Origin of the sequence: Mesorhizobium sp. M0800 (genome assembly GCF_040320095.1) — a bacterium.
GTDB lineage: Bacteria > Pseudomonadota > Alphaproteobacteria > Rhizobiales > Rhizobiaceae > Mesorhizobium.
Window position 1 is genome coordinate 35931 of record NZ_JAMYOZ010000018.1, and the last position, 17445, is coordinate 53375.

Consider the following 17445-nt stretch of genomic DNA (forward strand, 5'->3'; position numbering starts at 1 on the left):
GCATTGTATGACAGACCCTTCCGCACAATAGGTAGGCGGGCCGCGTCGGCGCATTCTCCTGAGCATTGGTCACCCCAGGCCACACGGGAGAAAGCAAATGCGAAACATAACTCGAGTCCTGGCCCTCACCGCAGCGCTTGCCGCGTCGGGCGGCGGGATGGCGCAGGCCGCGAATTCTCAGCCCAAGCCGACGATCGTACTGGTGCACGGCGCCTTCGCGGAATCGTCGAGCTGGGATGCAGTCATCACCAAGCTCAGCAAAGACGGTTATGTTGCGATAGCCGCAGCTAATCCGCTCCGCGGCGTTGCCAGCGATGCGAAAGCAGTCTCAGCCATCGTCCGGTCGGTTTCCGGGCCGGTCGTGCTGGTGGGGCATTCCTACGGCGGGCCTGTCATCACCGAGGCCGCCAATGGCAATCCCAATGTGAAGGCATTGGTCTACGTGGCGGGTTTCGCGCCGGATACCGGCGAATCGAGCCTTACGTTGTCCAGCATGTTTCCCGGCAGCACCTTGGGGAGCGCGCTGGCTCCAGTCGCGTTGCCGGACGGCGGACAAGACCTCTTCATCGAGCCGGCCAAGTTCCGGGCCCAGTTCGCCGCCGATGTTCCGCAAGAGCAGACTTTGCTGATGGCTGCCACTCAACGCCCTGTTGCGCAGGCGGCTCTGGCTGAAGCCTCGGGCGTCGCCTCATGGAAGACGCTGCCGTCCTACATGATCTACGGCTCGGATGACCGGAACATCCCGGCAGCCGTCATGAGCTTCATGGCCAAGCGTGCGCATGCGGTAAAGACCGTCGTCATCGAGGGTGCGTCCCATGCGCTCATGGTTTCGCATCCCGACGAGGTCACGTCACTCATCGAGGATGCTGCTGCATCGGTCAGTCAGTAGCAGGCCGGAAACGCCCAGCATCCGATCGAGCAACGAAAATAGACACGCAACACCAGGAGACCAGACATGAAGATCGTCGTCATCGGCGGAACCGGGCTGATCGGTTCAAAGACCGTGGAGAGACTGCGAAACAAAGGACACGACGTGCTTGCGGCGTCGCCGAATTCGGGCGTCAACACCGTTACGGGAGAGGGTCTGGCGGCCGCGCTTGCCGGTGCGCAGGTCGTCGTCGACCTCGCGAACTCGCCGTCGTTCGAGGAAAAGGCTGCCCTGGAGTTCTTCGAGGCATCCGGGCGTAATCTTTTTGCCGCCGAAACGGCCGCCGGCGTCCGTCATCACGTGGCGCTGTCGGTCGTCGGTACCGACCGGCTGCAGGGCATGGGCTATTTCCGCGGCAAGTTGCTTCAGGAAAAGCTGATCAGGGGGTCCGGAATTCCCTACACCATCGTTCACGCCACTCAATTCTTCGAATTCACCGCCGCCATCGCAAACACGGGCGCCGTCGGGGATACCATTCATATGTCGCCGGCCTACTTCCAACCCATGGCGGCTGATAATGTTGCCGATGCGATGGCGGACGCCGCGCTTGCCGCGCCGTTGAACGGCATGATCGAAATTGCCGGCCCGGAGCGTGTTCGCATGAGCGAACTTGTCGAGCGCTTCCTGAAGGCCACCAACGACCCGCGCAAAGTCGTCCCGGATCCCGGCGCGCTCTACTACGGCCAAGTGGCAATCGACGATCGAACGCTGGTGCCCGGCGAGAACGCGCGCATCGGCGCCGTGCGTTTCGATGATTGGCTCAGCCGATACACACCACCGAAGTAAGTAATCATCGGATAGGCCCGCCATTCGCACAACAAGGAGACCAGACATGATCAAAACACTTCTCTGCGCCGCGCTCACCTCCGCTTCCGTCACCGCAGCAATGGCCAATGACGCCGCCAGCGTGAAGCTTGTATACGACCAGGCTCTTCCAAACGTGCCCGGCAAGAGCATGAAAGCCGTGCTCGTCGAGTACGCGCCTGGGGGTACGTCGCCGGCCCATACCCATCCCAAATCCGCGTTCATCTATGCCACGGTCCTGGAGGGGGCGATCCGAAGCCAGGTCAACGACGGGCCGGTGAAGACTTATCGCGCCGGCGAGAGTTTCTCGGAATTCCCTGGCGACCGTCATGCCGTCAGCGAAAACGCCAGCAAGACGGAAGGCGCTCGTCTGCTTGCTATTTTCGTCGTCGACACCAGCGAGACGGAACTGACGACGAATGCGAAATGAAATCGTAGCCCCCGGGACCATCGGGGCGTACGCGAAGGGACGGTCAGTGACATGAATTCGATCGCCATCCGCACACTTGCGGGGATTTTGGTCCCCGATACTCCGCTTGTTGGCCGAGCGATCGAACATGCCCGCCAGCGATGTGAACCCTACCTGTTCAACCACGTTGTCCGATCCTGGCTTTTCGCGGCCCGGATCGGACAGATTCAGAATATCCAGCACGACGCGGAGATTGTTGCCGTTGCAACCCTGTTGCATGACGTCACGCTCAATGAGGACTTCGCCGGGCCGCGCCGTTTCGAAGTGGAAGGCGCCGATCTTGCCCGCACCTTCGTTCGGGAGGGCGGCTTCGACGAGCGGCGCGCCCAATTGATCTGGGACAGCGTCGCCCTCAACTCGACGCCGTCGATCGGCCTCTACAAGGAGGCTGAGGTGGCGCTGTGCACAGCCGGCATCTGCCTCGATGTCGTCGGCTTGCAATACAGCCTCGTTTCGTCAGCCGAGATTGCAAAGATCGTTGGCGAATTTCCGCGCCTCGGGATGAAGCGGCGGATGACGCGATGCTTTTGCCATATCGCCGAGATCAGGCCCGAAACCACCTACGACAACTTTGCCCGGGACTTCGGCGAGCGCTTTGTTTCAGGCTACAAGGCGACTTCGGCAGTTGATCTTGTGATGAACGCTCCCTTCGAAGAGTGAACGCATTTTCGATCCAGGTTCTATCGACACCGGTCGGTTCAGCCTCGCCCTTCAAGTGACCCAAACGCTGTGCGCCCGTCGCATGCCTGCGCCAAAGCGAATTGCCGAGGGCAGCGGTCAGGTGCCAATTTCCACCTCCTATACTTCGGTTTAGGCGCCACAACCCAATCGAGTGGCAATACATATCATCGGCACGATAGCAACAGTTCGTCTCACCGGTCATCCTTACGCTGCAATGGATTGCAAACACCTCAAGGAGATAAGTAATGAATATTGCAGCGTCACCGGTCGCTCCGAAAGGAAAAGCCGTCGCCCAACGCGCGAGTTATGCGGAGCAGTCGCCGGAACTTCTGAAGAAATTTATTGAATTTCTTGGTGCGACGCGAGAGGGGTCGATCGAAGAACCGATCCGCGACCTTGTTGCAATCCGAGCCGCGCAGCTGAACGGGTGCACCTTCTGCCTCGATATGCACGTCAAACAGGCGAAGATCCATGGCGAGCGCGAACTGCGCCTTTACCACCTGGCAGCCTGGCGGGATTCGACCTTGTTCGTTCCTCGCGAGCGCGCAGCCTTGGCATGGACGGAAGTCTTGACCAAGCTGCCCGAGCAGGGTGTCCCGGACGAGATCTACGATCGGGTCAGGTCGCAGCTTTCCGAGAAGGAAATCTCCGATCTGACCTTCGGTGTCATGGCGGTCAACTCTTGGAACCGTCTGAATATCGGCTTCAAACCCGTCCCGGGCTCGGGCGATGCGAAGTTTGGCCTGAGCAAAGCAGCACTGAGCTAATCTTTGGAATGGGTCAGAATGGCGCTTGTTTGTGCGCCATTCTGACCGGCCGGGCGAAGGCGCCGAGCTCGGCGACCAACACTGGAACCGATCTCAGCCTCCCGGCCGCGGCCGCGAGGCGCTCTCAGGAGGGCGTCATGCGAATTGACAGTCTGCATCCAGTAATATCGGCCCGTCTCATGGTGGTCGATGTCGACGCTCCACTCCGCAGTGCGGCACTCTCACTTTCCAGGCCCGCAATAGGCCTGGTCGTGGTGTGCCACGGCAGTGGGGAGGCGGCAGGCGTGCTGAGCAAGTCCGACCTTGTCCGCCATCTGGCGAATTCAGGGCCAACAGAAGCGCCGATTGCGGCATTGATGAGCACGTCCATCGTGTCCTGTGGTCCCGATGACGACCTTCATTCAGTCTGGCAGACCATGGCCGCGCAAGGCCTGCAGAATGTGCCGGTGCTCGGGGCTGACTCGAAACCGCTAGGCGTCCTCGATATCCGTGATGCGATGAAGGCGCTCTTCAAACAAGAGGAACTGCAGGAACGGCTGCTTGCCAACTACATCAGCGGGATTGGCTATCAATAGAGCATGGTCTCTCGTTCGGATATACAGAAGTATGTATCGGCGTCTTCTTAGATATAATTGACAATAAATGCCATAGATTATAGCGTATTGAAGAAAATAGGTGCCGACTGAGCCAAGCGGGGGCATGAAATGTTTTGTCCGGACATAAAAGAAGATGTCTTCGACGGCCCGCCCGATGGTCCTGGAAGTGGTATGTCCGTGCAAATGTCGACGGCCGGCATCGTCCATGACCTGGGCAATCTCATTCAGGTCGCCTCGTCGGCGTTGAACCATCTGGCCCGCGATCCGAGCATCCAAGCGACTCCGGCGCTTGGGCCTGTAATTGCCGGCGCCAAAACGGCTTTGGAACGGGCTGGCGGCCTTGTCCGGCAAACCATCAGCCTGGCCCGAGAGAGCCACGCGGAAATCGAATGCACAAACGTAGGTGCTTGCCTGGCTGAGATCGAATCCCTCGTGCGGAGCGCCTTGGATGCCAATTTCGGTCTTGAGCTTCGGGTTGGGTCCGACCTGCCTTTGGTGAGATGCGATCGCTTTGGGTTGCAAAATGCGGTTCTGAATCTTCTGTTCAACGCGCGCGATGCAATGCCTGACGGCGGTTTCATCTCGATCGATGCCGGTTTGGCCTCTGAAAGCTCTACCGCCGGTCAGGTAGATATCCGTGTCGCGGACAACGGTATCGGGATGACCAGCGAGACGATGGTCTGCGCCTTCGATCCGTTCTTCACCACCAAAAGCGAAGGCCTCGGCGGCGTCGGTCTGCCGATGGTGAAGCGCTTTGCCGAGCAGTCAGGCGGAAGCATCGATATTCAGAGCACACTTGGGGCAGGCACGACCGTCACTCTGCGGTTGCCTGCGGTGCGATAGCGGCCGGCCAATCTCCCTCCGGTGACAGACGTGACATACAATCGAGAGATAGAGATGGATGCACAAGTCGTTGAAGACGTCCAACAGCACCGTTTCGAACTGCCGATCGCCGGCGATATGTTTGCGGCGGCCTACTTATCGGCTCGAGGGCGGGAAGGTCGCGCTGATTCACACCGAAGTCCCGTCGGAATTTTCCGGACAAGGGATCGCGTCGCGATTGGCCCAAGGGACCTTCGAACTGCTCCGCAAAACCGGCCGTAAAGCGATCTTGAAATGTCCCTTCATGAGCCGCTTTTTCGCCAAGCACCCGGACTATGCAGATGTCGTCGACGGCTAGTCAGGGCACCAATGTTGAGGGTTTCCCAAGGATATATCCAAATGCCTGACGAGTATGATTTGCAGAGGTTCGTCAGCGCACAGGATCCGGTCTACGACGACGCGCTGGCCATTCTACGTCGAGGGATGATGTGCACTCCCTATATGGAGTTCATCTTCCCAAGGTTGGCCACCAGGCGAAGCGGTACTGCGCCTGAGCCATATGCAATCACATCGCTCGACGAAGCCAGCGCCTATCTGTCATTTCCGATCCTAGGAGGCCGTTATCGGGAATGCGTTGGCACCCTGCAGCGGCTCTCCGGCCTAAGCGCTCGCGCTGTCTTCGGTGACGTTGATGCGAAGAAGTTGCACGCGTCCCTCACGCTGTTTTCCGAAGCAAGCAATGACGAGTTCCTGCTCGAGACAATCTTCGACGTCTGGTTCGACGGTTTGCTCGATGAGGAAACGATGAACGATCTCTACTTGATGTCGTAGTGGTCTGCCTGCGCCACCTGGCGTAAAGCTGTCGCGGCGCTGAGGTCACCATCCGCTGCCTTATCCCTCACACGCTGCCATCTGGCAGAGGCATGAGCTCGTGCTCTCCCGGCACGCCGGGGAAGCGGCGTTCGCGCCAATCCGCCTTTGCCTGCTCGATCCGTTCGGCTGAAGAGGAGACGAAGTTCCAAAAGATATGACGTGGCTCGGCCAGGGGCTCACCTCCTATCAGCATCAGTCTCGCCGCATGGAAGGCAGGCACCTGGAGCACAATCTCAGCGCCGGGCGCCAGAGCTACTAATTCGGCCTCATGAAACGTACCGAGCTGGCCGACAATTCCAACCTCACCGGCGACGATGTAGATCGCACGCTCACGGTGTTCGGGTTTCACCTGGTAGCGCGCACCGCTCGTGAGCACAATTTCGGCATAGACCATGTCGGAGAACGTCCTTACCGGCGAGACCAACCCGTCGGACGCGCCGGCGATCAACGTAAACTCGACGCCGTCGGCACAGATCCTCGGTATTTCGGGAGCGCCAAAATGTGCGACGTCGGCGGCAATTTCTTCATAGCGGGAGGGGAGGGCGATCCAAGCCTGAGCGCCGAAGAGATTGCTTGCCAACGCCCGGACTTCCGGTGGCGTGCGCTCGGAATGGACGATGCCCGACCCGGCCGTCATCCAGTTGACCTGGCCAGGACGGATGGTCTGCACTTTACCCAAATTGTCGCAATGGACGATCTCGCCATCGATCAGGTAGGTCACGGCCGCAACGCCGATATGCGGAGGCGGTCCCATATCGAAACCGTGACCTGCGTCGAACATAGCGGGGCCGAAATGGTCGAACAGGATGAAGGGCCCGATCATCAGGCGATTCGAGGACGGCAATACGCGCCTTATCTTCAGTCCGTCCGCAAAATCACGGATAGCCGGCTGGATGAGTGTATCGATGCCTGTGATATCGCTTTGGCGGATGGTCATGGATCTCTGCCCTTCTGCATGCCTTATCAGCCAGGTGCTCGAACGCGCTTGAACGGAGCGGCGCGAAAGACTGTCTGAATGGCTTTGAGGAGCGCGAATTTGGAGTTCGCGTGGTGCTGTTCGGCGATGCCGCTTTCATTAAAAGCCGACACCCTCATCGACAGGGTCGCGGCAAGATCTTCGGCCATTTCGGGCCTGTCGTGCAGCAGCGGCGCAAAGCTTTCCTGGTCTATCTCGCAAACCGTGATGGGGGTCATTGCCCGCAAACTTGACATCTCGCCAATGCCCGCGAGCAAGCCGGTCTCGCCGAAGAAATCGCCAGGTGCAAGCCGGCCGATCTCCTGCAGTTGATCATCGCCCTCGCCAATTTGCCGGACGATGACTCCCGTCCGTACGATCATGAGCGACGGCAGCATCTCTCCCTGTCGTGCGATGATTTCGCCCTTATGGTAGGTGCGAACCGAGGCCGCTTTGGCGAGCGACTCCTGCTCGGTATCCGTTAGCGCCGAGAATACCGGTATGGAATTGATGAGTTCGATCGGGGTGAAGCCTTGGGAGGCCGCCGTCTCGTGGCCCGGCCGGTTGGTCATGGCAATCGAGCCCGAAAATGGCTCCGCCAGCAGCATGCCGGTCGACTTTGAATGGCGATAAATGAGATCGAAGATTTCGTTCCGAGCGGCACTTCGCTGGTCGATACTTGCGATGCGAAAAAACAACTCGATCTCGATAGCTGCGGCATCCAGGCTTCTGATGGTGACCGAAGGCGAAGGCTCCTGGAGGATTGAATTGCAGCTCAGCAAGACAGTGCGCATGAGGTCTACGATGATCGCCGGCGTCTTCGTTGGCGCCACCTTGACGGTTACGGCAAGTCCATGGCTCTCGTCCGGACCGCTTAGATTTGTTACCCCGATCTTGGCGAGAAGGCTATTTGGCAGCGCCACGACATTGTGTGTCGGGGTCAGAAGTTGGGTCGACCGCCAATTGGTCTCGACAACGCGGCCTTCGGTTCCGTCGCCCAGAATGATCCAGTTTCCAAGCACGTAAGGGCGGCCGAGGTTAAGCGCGATCGCCGAAAATACGTCACCAAGCGTATTCTGGAGCGCCAGTCCCAGGATGATGGCAAAGACGCCCGACGTGGCAATGAGCGTTCCGACCGGCACTGCAAAGACAAACGCCAGGATCGACAGGAACATTCCAGCGTAGACGACACCGACCACGACGTCCTGCAGGAGACGTGCCTCGCGCGGCTTTCGCTCGAAGACGAGATAGATACGGACAAATCCGATTAGCGCCCAGGCAAGGTGAACCCACCAGAGCAGCTTGACCGAGCCGATGAGGATCGCTCCTCCGGTTGTCTCGTTGTCCCCTGCGGTCTCGTATGGCACGACGCGCAGGTCGAGAACCATGGCCGACATCGCGAGGAAAAAGCCGAGTTGGACGACCAGCTTCGCATTGGCGAAGCGTCTGGGGATGAGGGACCAAACGACGATCCCGGCAAGGCCGAGCAACACGATGTAGACCAGAGGAGAGTTCCACCAGTTCATGAACGATCACCGCCATGCCAGTTCAACGTTTGGTCTCCGGCCCAGCGATCGGGCCTCTGCCGCTGGCCTTGTCTTTTTCGAGAACTGCTTCGGTGATCGAATTCGGCAGCCGTCGCGGCTTTTCGATCAGCCCGAGCACCGGCATCGCGATGATGAAGAACGCAAAATAGTAAAGCGTCGCTAGTTGGGACATGACGACGTATGCGCCTTCCGCCGGCCGGGAGCCGAGCCAGCCGAGAAAGAGGGCATTGGCAACGAACAGCCAGAAGAGCACCCTGTACCAGGGCCGGTAGACCGCCGAGCGCACCTTCGAGGTGTCGAGCCACGGCACCAGGAACAGCACGGCGATCGAGCCGAACATCGCGAGCACGCCGCCGAGCTTGGAATCGATCGGCCCGATATTGAAGGTGATGGCGCGCAGGATCGCGTAGAACGGCAGGAAGTACCATTCCGGCACGATGTGGGCCGGTGTCTTCAGCGGATTGGCGATGCTGTTATTGTCGGGATGGCCGAGATAGTTCGGCAGGTAGAAGACGAAATAGGCGAAGAAGAACAGGAACACGAGTATGCCGAAGGCGTCTTTGACGGTGGCATAGGGCGTGAAGTCCACGACATCGGTTTTCGATTTGACCTCGATGCCGGTCGGATTGTTCTGGCCGACGACGTGAAGCGCCCAGATGTGCAAGGTCACCACGCCCGCAAGCACAAATGGCAGCAGGTAATGCAGCGCAAAGAAGCGGTTCAGCGTCGGATTGTCGACCGCGAAGCCGCCGAGCAAAAGCTGCTGGAGCCAGTCGCCGACCAGCGGGATGGCGGTGAAGAAGCCGGTGATGACGGTGGCACCCCAGAAGCTCATCTGGCCCCAGGGCAGCACGTAACCCATGAAGGCCGTCGCCATCATCAGCAGGAGATTGGTGCAACCGAGCACCCACAGCAGTTCACGCGGCGCCTTGTACGAACCATAGTAGAGTCCGCGGCAGATGTGGATGTAGACGGCAATGAAGAAGAACGACGCGCCGTTGGAATGGAGATAGCGCAGCAGCCAGCCCGAATTCACGTCGCGCATGATCTCCTCGACTGAATTGAAGGCCAGCCCCGTATCAGGAGCGTAATGCATCGCCAGCACGATGCCGGTCAGGATCTGTGAAACCAGCATGATCGTGAGAATGCCGCCGAACGTATAGGCATAGTTCAGGTTGCGCGGCACCGGATAGACAATGAAGCTGTCATAGACCAGCCGCGGCAGCGGCATGCGCGAATCGAACCAGCGTCCGATGCCGGTCTTGGGCGTATAGGTCGAGTGTCCCTCGCTCATGGAAAATATCCCTTGCCTCAGCCGATACGGATCTTGGTGTCGGAAACGAATTGAAACACCGGCACCGCCATGTTCTCGGGCGCCGGTCCCTTCCGGATGCGGCCGGCGGTGTCGTATTGCGAACCATGGCAGGGGCAGAACCAGCCGCCGAAATCGCCTTCCTGGCCGAGCGGGATGCAGCCGAGATGGGTGCAGACCTGGATCATCACCACCCAGGCTTCCTTGCCCGGCGTGGTCCGGTTGGCGTCGGTTGCCGGCGCATCGGCCGGCAGGTTGGCGTTGCGGGCAATTGGATCCTTGAGCTCGGCGAGACTGACCGCCTCGGCGTCCTTCCTCTCTTTTTCGGTGCGGTTGCGCACGACCACCGGCTTGCCGTGCCAGTCGACGATCAGCGACGTTCCCGGCGTCAACGAGGAGACGTCGACCTCGATCGCGGCGGGCGCCTCGACGCGCAATGTGTGCTCGGCTGTGGAGGTTTCGGAAAGGTCGGCCATGATGGCGACTCCTATTGTCGGAAGCTGCGTCATCGCGTTGGGTGGCAATCGAGCAAAAGCAGACCATGGCTTTCGCGTTTCCAGTCTGCTCATGCCGCGCGGAATATGCCGGCCGTGGCCGGATGTGAGCCATCGTGCCAACGGCACGTGCGTCCAATACTTTCGTTTAGGATTTCCTGAGCGAAGGACTGGCTGGCCTGGCGATGCCATCATGGAAGGTTCTGGATTCCTCCAGATAACCGTTGACCACTGAGCTGGCATACGCCCCGGCATTGCGCACGGCGATCCCGAACTTAACCCCGACCATACCTCGGCATAGGCACGTCTAGCTGTCGGTGTCGTAGTCGTCGTCCCCGCCAAGTGCGAGTTCTTGGAGCGGTTGTCTCGCGTGGCCGGTTTTCCGCCCGGCGACGACCAGCGCGATTCAATCGGGTTCAGAAAAGGGAAAAGCGGTGAAACTCTACTACAGCCCTCTCGCCTGCAGCCTGGCGGACCACATCGCTCTGGAAGAGGCCGGTGTTTCCTTCGAGCGCGAAAGTGTGAACCTCAAGACCAAACGGACAGGCTCCGGGGATGATTTCACTACCGTCACGCGCAAGGGCTATGTTCCAGCCCTCGTGCTGGATAGCGGCGAAACGCTGACGGAAAATATCGCCGTCCTCGACTGGATTGCGTCGCAATACCCGCCACTGGGAGTGGCGGGGCCGTTGGGCCGTACCCGCCTTCTCGAAGCGCTGACCTACGTCTCAACTGAAATACACCGAAGCTTCAAGCCGATGTGGCACCAAAGCAGCGATGCCGAAAAGGCCAGGGCGAGCGCGACGATTACGAGCCAACTCGAGTTCTTCGCTGACGGGCTCGAGACCGACTATCTGTTCGGCGACAAACCCAGCGTCGCGGATTTTTATCTTTTCGTGATGCTGCTTTGGGCGGCCCGCTTCCACGTCCCTCTTCCCGCGCGTTTGCAAGCCCTTCGCGTCCGAATGGCTGCCCGACCGGCCGTGCGCATCGCAATGGATCGCGAGGGCCTCGTCTGAAGCCGAGGGCGACTTCGAGCATAAGATCAGATGCAACATGTCCTCTCGCCCAAACAGAAGATCAGGAGTCATTCTCATGCTGCCGTTCCTGCGGATGCTACATCCAGCCGGTTCCAAGCGCGGGGACGGCCTAAGTCTCGAATTTCTGAGGAGGGAAATCGAGGAAACGCTTGACCTGACCGACATTCAGTCAGAGCTCGCCCCACTGCCTCCTGGCCGAGTGGTTACAATCCTGGATTCGCCGCAGTCACCGTCGAAATAAGCGCAATGTTTCCTGTTGGCCGATGCGGCGGCCGGTCTAGTTGTTCCCGCTTGTTGGTCATCATAGAGGCTTCATCATGAATGCGAGTAAGGCTCCCGAGACGGTCGATTATCGCCGCCGGCGCATTGTCGGTGCGACAGCAATGACGTTCGCCGCCACCGAACTCGGCTTGAGCGCGCCGGCAGCCACTTGGATGGTCGAGGCGAGGGCGTCCGCGACGCAAGCCAGGCCGGAATCATTCTGCTCGCTCAGACAGGTCAATGCCGGAAAACTGAGCGTCGGATATGCGGAGCTGGGGCCTGCCGAAGGTGCTCCAGTGATCCTGCTTCATGGCTGGCCCTATGACATTCACACCTACACCGGCGCCGCTCCTCTGCTTGCCGCAAAGGGGTACCGCGTGATTGTGCCCTACCTGCGCGGCTACGGCACCACGCGATTGCTGTCGGACGAGACGATGCGCAATGGCCAGCAGTCGGCGCTCGCCGCGGATGCGATCGCCCTGATGGATGCGCTGGGGATCGAAAAGGCCACGATCGCCGGCTGCGACTGGGGCGCCCGAACGGCCAATGTCGTTGCGGCGCTCTGGCCCGAGCGTTGCAAGGCGATCGTCTCGGTGAGCGGCTATCTCATCGGAAATCAGCAGGTCGGCATGGTGCCGCTGCCACCGGAGACGGAGCGCCAATGGTGGTATCAGTATTACTTCGCCACGGATCGCGGCCGCGCCGGCTACGAGAAATACACGCGCGATTTCGCCAAACTCATCTGGCAACTCGCTTCGCCGCAGTGGAATTTCGACGATGAAATCTTCCAGCGCAGCGCCGCAGCCCTGGACAACCCGGATCACGTCAGCATCGTCATTCACAATTACCGCTGGAGGCTCGGCCTGGCACAGGGCGAGCCGGAATATGACGGTCTGGAAAACCGGCTGGCCGAAGCTCCCGTGATCACAGTGCCGACCATTACCCTTGAGGGTGATGCCAATGGCGCACCCCATCCCGACAGCAGTTCCTACGCCAAGAAATTCTCGGGCAGATACACGCACCGGATCATCACCGGCGGTATCGGCCACAACTTGCCTCAAGAAGCCCCGCAAGCCTTTGCCCAGGCTGTCATCGACGTCGGCGAATACTGATCAAAATCCATGACGTGCCCCGACCGTAAGGAATAACACGGGAAGATTCCTGGTTCTCGGCACAGCCTCCCGTCCGCTTAGGCGAGAACAGCTCTCCCGCCGACCCAGACCGACGCGATGTTGGCCCTGGAAGCGGAGTAGACGATCTTCTGAAGGATGCCGTCGCCGTCGTCGAGTTCGTCCCACAGGTGAATTGTGCCTCTGGGCGCGGCGGTGTCGACCAGGATCGCATCGAAATGGTAGCCAGGCGAGAATCGCCCCACAGGCAAGCCGAGTGCCGCGCCACCGCCTGCCGTCGCCAAGTGGAAGGACTCGCGAAAGTCGACGCGTGCTGTTCCGGCCGTGCCGCGCGTCTCGGCCGCTAGCGCCGGGTCGGTGCCGGTTTCCAGCATGCGCGACGACATGACCGTCGCGCGCATCGCATCGAACATCGAGGCGCTCGGTCCCCCGGAAATGTCGGTGCCGAGCCCGACCTTGACACCCTTCTCGAGGGCCGCCCTCAATGGGAACACGGCGCCTGCGAAATAGGCGTTGGAGACGGCGCAGTGCGCCACGGCCGCCTTGCGCACGCGGATCATCTCCATGTCGGCAAGCGTAATGAAATTGGCGTGCGCGAGCACGCTGCCGGTGCGCAGCAGGCCAAAGCGATCAAGGCTAGACGTGTCGCTGATCCCGTGGCGCTGCAGCACGTAGCCATGCGCCCAGTCGCTCTCCGAGCAATGCGTCTGCACATGGCAGCCGCATTCCTGCGCAAGCGTGCCGAGCCCTTCGAGGGCGGCGTCGGTACAGGAGGGGATGAAGCGCGGCGTAATGACCGGCTTTACCCGTCCCGTGGCATTGTCTGGATTCCCATGCACGTAGTCGATCAGAGCGCGCGTGCCATCGATGGCCGCGTCCGCCGAGGTATCGCGATAATAGGCCGGGCACTCGTCGGGATTGTCCATCGCCACTTTGCCGACCAGCGCACGTTGCCCGCGTTCGAGGCAAATGTCGACGAGCAGCTTTGTCGCGTCCTGGTGGATGGTTGCGAAGTAGAGCGCTGTGGTCGTGCCGTTAGCGATCAGGTCGTCGACCAGCAGGCCGTAGCTGCGCCGCGCGAAGGCGAGATCGGCGTAGCGCGCCTCCAGGGGAAACGTGTGTTTGTGGAGCCAGGCCTCGAGCGGCACGTCCAGAGCCCGGCCGAGCTGCGGATATTGTGGCGCGTGCACGTGAAGATCGACGAAGCCGGGCAGCAGATAACTCTGCGCCGGCAAGGTCGCCAGCGAACCGGTTCGGCGCGCGGCCTCCAGCGCCTCGTCATAGCCGGCATCATGCGGATGCAGCACCGAGGCGATGATGCCTGATTGATCGATTGCGATCAGGGCATGGCGCAACTCTTCCACGAGCCCGCGCTCCGGAGCGTGAAAGCCGCTGGCCAGAAGCGTCTTGCCGCTCAGGTCGCTCACCTGTCCTCCGCCGAAGAACAGCTACGCACTGCCGTCGCGAAGCGCCAGAGCGCGATTGCCTGTCCGTCGATGCCGATGACAATACCGGAAGGGTTGCCGCTCATGCGGCTTGCGCCGTCGTGCCGTAGGTGATGCCCTTCTCCTTCAGCCAGCGGCGATAGGCGATCGACGAGCCGTCGGCCCGCGTCGGGATTTCCGCGCGCGGCTCGAGCGGCAAAAGAAGTGGCCGCTGGTTCTCCAGGATGATGCGGTCCTGCAGGAAGATGAGCTGCTGGAACTGCACCAGTTCGGTCGTGGTCGATACGTCGTCGATCAGGAACATGACGGGGTGCGCGCGGCAGCGGTCCGGATCGAGGGGCTGCACGAACAGACAGATCACGTCCCACCGGGTAGCCGAGTTGGGGCAGGTCTTGTAGAGCATCACCGCGAAAGGATTGGCGACCCGGTACATGTATTGGGTCATGATGCCACCGGTCGCCGAGAGTGCCGCCTGCGGCTGGAAGAATTCGCAGTTGGTCGCCCACACCTCATCCACGTCGCGGCGGATTTCGGTTGTGTAATGCCGCACTTCCGTGTGCGGCTCGGCGCCCAATATGTCGGTATGGACGAAGGGGAAATGCGCCATGTCGAGGAAATTCTCGACGATGCGCAGGCCGGACGCCTTTACCGCGATCGCTCCGCAAACGACAGGCCGGCGGTCGTCCTCATAGGCCTCCGGGATCGACGGCACATCGCCGGCCGGCATGCCGAGCGTGATCCATAGATAGCCGTAGCGTTCCCTGGCCGGGACTTGGCTGCCGTCGCCGGCACGCGACACATTGACCGCGCCTGCCGTATCGCGGACTACCAACAGATCGGTGCCCAGAAGCCGGTTCGCCATCGTGCCGACCGGAATCTCGTTCAGCGCGTCAATGCAATACCATTGATCGAGGGCCGCCTGCTCCGCAGCTCGCTTAATGGTCATTGTTGCGTCCTTCCTGTGCTATCTCACTGCCGATAGATGCGGTCCATCACAGCCCGGTGGTCGGCTATTGCCGCCTCGACATCGAAAGAGGCGAAGTCGCCTCTCGCGATAATCTGCCGGCCGTTGATGTAGGAATAGTCGACCTTGAAGGGTCCGCAAAGCACCAGCGCGGCGAGCGGGTCGCGCTCGGTCCCGGAAAGGCCGAGTTGGCTGCGTTTGACCGCGATGAAGTCGGCGCACATGCCGGGCGCGAGATGGCCGATGTCATTGCGACCGAGCAGGGCAGCGCCGCCGCGCGTCGCCATTTCGAGGGCCTCGCGCGCGGACAGCGCCGTCGGCGTGCCGCCGAAACCGCCGCGGCCGCCGGGCTTTTCGGAGAGGTAGTGGTGCGGCGCGACACGCTGAAGCATCAGCGCCAGCCGCGCTTCCATGAACAGGTTCGACGTGTCGTTCGAGGCCGAGCCGTCGACGCCAAGGCCGACCTTCACGCCCTTGTCGAGCATCTCGCGGATCTTCGCGATGCCCTGGCCGCAGCGCATGTTAGCCGACGGGCAATGGGCGACCCCGGTGCCGGTTTCGGCGAAGCGGTCGATCTCGTCGCTGGTCATGAAAATCGAGTGGGCGAACCAGACGTCGTCACCGAGCCAGCCGACGGATTCGGCGAACTCGACCGGCCGCTTGCCATAGATTTCGAGGCAGTACTTCTCCTCGAAAAGCTCTTCGGCAAGGTGCGAATGCAGGTTCACGCCCTTGTGGCTGCGCGCCAGCGATGCCGCATCGCGCATCAATTCCGGAGTCACCGAGAACGGCGAGCAAGGAGCCAGGATGATTCGGCTCATCGAATGCCGCGACGCGTCGTGATAGCCGCCGATCAGCCGTTCGGCATCCTTCAGGATATCCTCTTCCTTTTCGACGCAGCGGTCCGGCGGCAGGCCGCCCTGGCTTTCGCCGCGCGACATGGCTCCACGCGCAGCGTGGAAACGCAGACCGATATCGCGGGCCGCACCGATCGTCGCGTCGAGCGTGCAGTTGTTGGGCAAGATGTAGAGGTGATCGGAGCTGGTCGTGCAGCCCGAATGGATGAGCTCGGCCATCGCTACGCGCGCCGAGACGCCTATCGCATCGTCGTCGAGCTCGGCCCAGATCGGATAGAGCGTCTTCAGCCAGACAAGCAGCTCGTCGTTCTGAGCCATCACACGGGTGAGGTTCTGGTACATATGATGATGCGTGTTCACCATGCCCGGCATGACCACATGGCCCGATAGGTCGAGCACCTCGTCGGCACTGGAGGCACTGAGTTCCGCGGTGGTGCCGACCGCTTCGATGACGTTGTCGTCGATCAACAAGGCGCCGTCGGAAATCTCGCGGCGCGTACCATCGAAGGTGGCGAGCAGATCGATGTTCTTGACAAGCAGGCGGGGCATGATGGTCTCAACGCATGTCGCGGAAATAGGGTTCGCCGAGAGCAGCTGGCGCGGCCATTACCCGGCGCATGCGCTGCCAGGCAAGCACCGGCACGATGATCAGGGCGATCGTGCCGAGATAGGGCAGCATCGACAGGATCGGCGCCGCGATCGGCCAGTTGCGTGCTTGGCCGACGAAGCCGAGAGAGGTGATAAGACCGAACAGCAGAGCCGCCAGCACGGCGTTGAGGGGCCGGTAGCCTGCGAAGATGACGAGAGAGACGGCAATCCAGCCGCGGCCGGCCACGACGCCTTCCGACCAGGAGGGAACGAAGGCAAGCGTGAGGTAAGCGCCGGCGCCGGCCGCCAGCGCCGAGCCCGCGGCGACATACCAGAAGCGGATGCTTTGCACCGAAATGCCGGCGGCGTCGGCTGCCGCGGGGTTTTCGCCCACCGCGCGCATGTTCAGCCCGTGGCGCGTGCGGAACATGATGTAGTGCAGCACAACCGGCAGGACGATGTAGATCAGGTAGACAAGGATGTTCTGCGTGAAGATCGCGCGACCGAGCAGCGGGATGTCGCTAAGATAGGGAATAGCGATCGGCGCGAAGGTCGCCGGCGCCGGCATGCCGGAATAGGCGCGACCGACCGTTGCGGCCATGCCGGTGCCCATCAGCGTCAGCGCCAGGCCGCACAACACCTGGTTCGCTTTGACGACGACGGTGCCAAGAGCGAAGACGCAGCCAACGAGGAAACCGACGGCAAGCGCAAGGACGAAGCCGAGCATAGGGTGCGGCGTGGCGACGACGACCGCGATGCCAGTGATTGCACCGAGTGCCATAAGCCCTTCGACGCCGAGATTGACGACGCCGGCGCGCTCGGAGAGCGTCTCGCCCAGCGCCGCCAGCGCCAGCACGCCGCCGGCGAGAATGGAGGTCTGGATCAGTCCGGCGATCATGTCCATGGGTGTTT

19 protein-coding genes are annotated in these 17445 nt (G+C 61.1%); 11 read left to right on the plus strand and 8 right to left on the minus strand.

Features of this window, described 5'->3' with window-relative positions:
• Positions 1–97 precede the first annotated feature (97 nt).
• The 9 genes from NKI18_RS20540 to NKI18_RS20580 all read left to right on the plus strand — a co-directional run bounded on the left by NKI18_RS20540 (position 98) and on the right by NKI18_RS20580 (position 5898).
• A complete protein-coding gene (locus NKI18_RS20540; protein ID WP_352592496.1) occupies positions 98–889 on the plus strand; it encodes an alpha/beta fold hydrolase in 792 nt (263 codons plus the stop codon).
• Between the two features lie 66 nt (positions 890–955).
• Entirely contained in the window at positions 956–1714 is a 759-nt protein-coding gene (locus NKI18_RS20545; RefSeq protein ID WP_352619263.1) for an SDR family oxidoreductase, read from the plus strand.
• 46 nt (positions 1715–1760) lie between these two features.
• Positions 1761–2162, plus strand: coding sequence for a cupin domain-containing protein (locus NKI18_RS20550; protein ID WP_352449836.1), 402 nt, complete (start codon positions 1761–1763; stop codon positions 2160–2162).
• 51 nt (positions 2163–2213) lie between these two features.
• Positions 2214–2861 carry an HD domain-containing protein gene (locus NKI18_RS20555; RefSeq protein ID WP_352619264.1) on the plus strand — a complete coding sequence of 216 codons (648 nt, stop codon included), beginning with the start codon at positions 2214–2216 and terminating at the stop codon, positions 2859–2861.
• A 266-nt stretch (positions 2862–3127) separates the two neighbouring features.
• Positions 3128–3649, plus strand: a complete 522-nt coding sequence (locus NKI18_RS20560; RefSeq protein WP_352619265.1) for a carboxymuconolactone decarboxylase family protein — start codon at positions 3128–3130, stop codon at positions 3647–3649.
• A gap of 137 nt (positions 3650–3786) precedes the next feature.
• Positions 3787–4224 (plus strand): CBS domain-containing protein, encoded by a 438-nt coding sequence (locus tag NKI18_RS20565; RefSeq protein ID WP_352619266.1) that lies wholly within the window; start codon positions 3787–3789, stop codon positions 4222–4224.
• Positions 4225–4353: 129 nt separating this feature from the next.
• Positions 4354–5088, plus strand: a complete 735-nt coding sequence (locus tag NKI18_RS20570; protein ID WP_352619267.1) for a sensor histidine kinase — start codon at positions 4354–4356, stop codon at positions 5086–5088.
• A 70-nt stretch (positions 5089–5158) separates the two neighbouring features.
• The gene (locus NKI18_RS20575) at positions 5159–5425 is read left to right on the plus strand and encodes a GNAT family N-acetyltransferase (protein WP_352619268.1); all 267 of its coding nucleotides are present in this window, start codon (positions 5159–5161) and stop codon (positions 5423–5425) included.
• Between the two features lie 41 nt (positions 5426–5466).
• Positions 5467–5898, plus strand: coding sequence for a DUF1810 domain-containing protein (locus NKI18_RS20580; RefSeq protein WP_352592508.1), 432 nt, complete (start codon positions 5467–5469; stop codon positions 5896–5898).
• A gap of 67 nt (positions 5899–5965) precedes the next feature.
• Here NKI18_RS20580 and NKI18_RS20585 read toward each other — a convergent pair whose 3' ends face one another.
• Genes NKI18_RS20585 through petA form a run of 4 tightly spaced genes read right to left on the minus strand, consistent with a single transcriptional unit; the run spans position 5966 to position 10230 of the window.
• On the minus strand, positions 5966–6877 hold the full coding sequence (locus NKI18_RS20585) for a pirin family protein (RefSeq protein ID WP_352619269.1): 912 nt from the start codon (positions 6875–6877) through the stop codon (positions 5966–5968).
• A 26-nt stretch (positions 6878–6903) separates the two neighbouring features.
• A complete protein-coding gene (locus NKI18_RS20590) occupies positions 6904–8421 on the minus strand; it encodes a mechanosensitive ion channel family protein (protein ID WP_352619270.1) in 1518 nt (505 codons plus the stop codon).
• 22 nt (positions 8422–8443) lie between these two features.
• Positions 8444–9736, minus strand: a complete 1293-nt coding sequence (locus NKI18_RS20595; protein WP_352619271.1) for a cytochrome b — start codon at positions 9734–9736, stop codon at positions 8444–8446.
• A 17-nt stretch (positions 9737–9753) separates the two neighbouring features.
• Positions 9754–10230 (minus strand): ubiquinol-cytochrome c reductase iron-sulfur subunit, encoded by a 477-nt coding sequence (gene petA / locus NKI18_RS20600; RefSeq protein ID WP_352455798.1) that lies wholly within the window; start codon positions 10228–10230, stop codon positions 9754–9756.
• Between the two features lie 452 nt (positions 10231–10682).
• On the opposite strand from petA, the gene NKI18_RS20605 reads away from it, so the two are divergent.
• Both NKI18_RS20605 and NKI18_RS20610 read left to right on the plus strand, forming a co-directional pair.
• Positions 10683–11267 (plus strand): glutathione binding-like protein, encoded by a 585-nt coding sequence (locus tag NKI18_RS20605; protein ID WP_352619272.1) that lies wholly within the window; start codon positions 10683–10685, stop codon positions 11265–11267.
• 338 nt (positions 11268–11605) lie between these two features.
• Entirely contained in the window at positions 11606–12661 is a 1056-nt protein-coding gene (locus NKI18_RS20610) for an alpha/beta fold hydrolase (protein WP_352619273.1), read from the plus strand.
• Positions 12662–12738: 77 nt separating this feature from the next.
• Here NKI18_RS20610 and guaD read toward each other — a convergent pair whose 3' ends face one another.
• From guaD to NKI18_RS20630, 4 genes are all read right to left on the minus strand, one after another.
• The gene (guaD, locus tag NKI18_RS20615; protein WP_353020334.1) at positions 12739–14106 is read right to left on the minus strand and encodes a guanine deaminase; all 1368 of its coding nucleotides are present in this window, start codon (positions 14104–14106) and stop codon (positions 12739–12741) included.
• Positions 14107–14206: 100 nt separating this feature from the next.
• Positions 14207–15070: an aromatic ring-hydroxylating dioxygenase subunit alpha gene (locus NKI18_RS20620; protein ID WP_352619274.1), complete on the minus strand. Its 864-nt coding sequence runs from the start codon at positions 15068–15070 to the stop codon at positions 14207–14209.
• A 23-nt stretch (positions 15071–15093) separates the two neighbouring features.
• Complete coding sequence (locus NKI18_RS20625; RefSeq protein WP_352619275.1) at positions 15094–16494, minus strand: 8-oxoguanine deaminase; 1401 nt, start codon at positions 16492–16494, stop codon at positions 15094–15096.
• A 7-nt stretch (positions 16495–16501) separates the two neighbouring features.
• On the minus strand, positions 16502–17437 hold the full coding sequence (locus NKI18_RS20630; protein WP_352619276.1) for an ABC transporter permease: 936 nt from the start codon (positions 17435–17437) through the stop codon (positions 16502–16504).
• Positions 17438–17445: the final 8 nt, after the last annotated feature.

What these genes read in the sequence shown, in the direction of transcription:
- NKI18_RS20540 (WP_352592496.1), top strand. Translation starts at nt 98, where the DNA reads ATGCGAAACATAACTCGAGTCCTGGCCCTCACCGCAGCGCTTGCCGCG.
- NKI18_RS20545 (WP_352619263.1), top strand. Translation starts at nt 956, where the DNA reads ATGAAGATCGTCGTCATCGGCGGAACCGGGCTGATCGGTTCAAAGACC.
- NKI18_RS20550 (WP_352449836.1), top strand. Translation starts at nt 1,761, where the DNA reads ATGATCAAAACACTTCTCTGCGCCGCGCTCACCTCCGCTTCCGTCACC.
- NKI18_RS20555 (WP_352619264.1), top strand. Translation starts at nt 2,214, where the DNA reads ATGAATTCGATCGCCATCCGCACACTTGCGGGGATTTTGGTCCCCGAT.
- NKI18_RS20560 (WP_352619265.1), top strand. Translation starts at nt 3,128, where the DNA reads ATGAATATTGCAGCGTCACCGGTCGCTCCGAAAGGAAAAGCCGTCGCC.
- NKI18_RS20565 (WP_352619266.1), top strand. Translation starts at nt 3,787, where the DNA reads ATGCGAATTGACAGTCTGCATCCAGTAATATCGGCCCGTCTCATGGTG.
- NKI18_RS20570 (WP_352619267.1), top strand. Translation starts at nt 4,354, where the DNA reads ATGTTTTGTCCGGACATAAAAGAAGATGTCTTCGACGGCCCGCCCGAT.
- NKI18_RS20580 (WP_352592508.1), top strand. Translation starts at nt 5,467, where the DNA reads ATGCCTGACGAGTATGATTTGCAGAGGTTCGTCAGCGCACAGGATCCG.
- NKI18_RS20585 (WP_352619269.1), bottom strand. Translation starts at nt 6,877, where the DNA reads ATGACCATCCGCCAAAGCGATATCACAGGCATCGATACACTCATCCAG.
- NKI18_RS20590 (WP_352619270.1), bottom strand. Translation starts at nt 8,421, where the DNA reads ATGAACTGGTGGAACTCTCCTCTGGTCTACATCGTGTTGCTCGGCCTT.
- NKI18_RS20595 (WP_352619271.1), bottom strand. Translation starts at nt 9,736, where the DNA reads ATGAGCGAGGGACACTCGACCTATACGCCCAAGACCGGCATCGGACGC.
- petA (WP_352455798.1), bottom strand. Translation starts at nt 10,230, where the DNA reads ATGGCCGACCTTTCCGAAACCTCCACAGCCGAGCACACATTGCGCGTC.
- NKI18_RS20610 (WP_352619273.1), top strand. Translation starts at nt 11,606, where the DNA reads ATGAATGCGAGTAAGGCTCCCGAGACGGTCGATTATCGCCGCCGGCGC.
- NKI18_RS20620 (WP_352619274.1), bottom strand. Translation starts at nt 15,070, where the DNA reads ATGACCATTAAGCGAGCTGCGGAGCAGGCGGCCCTCGATCAATGGTAT.
- NKI18_RS20625 (WP_352619275.1), bottom strand. Translation starts at nt 16,494, where the DNA reads ATGCCCCGCCTGCTTGTCAAGAACATCGATCTGCTCGCCACCTTCGAT.
- NKI18_RS20630 (WP_352619276.1), bottom strand. Translation starts at nt 17,437, where the DNA reads ATGGACATGATCGCCGGACTGATCCAGACCTCCATTCTCGCCGGCGGC.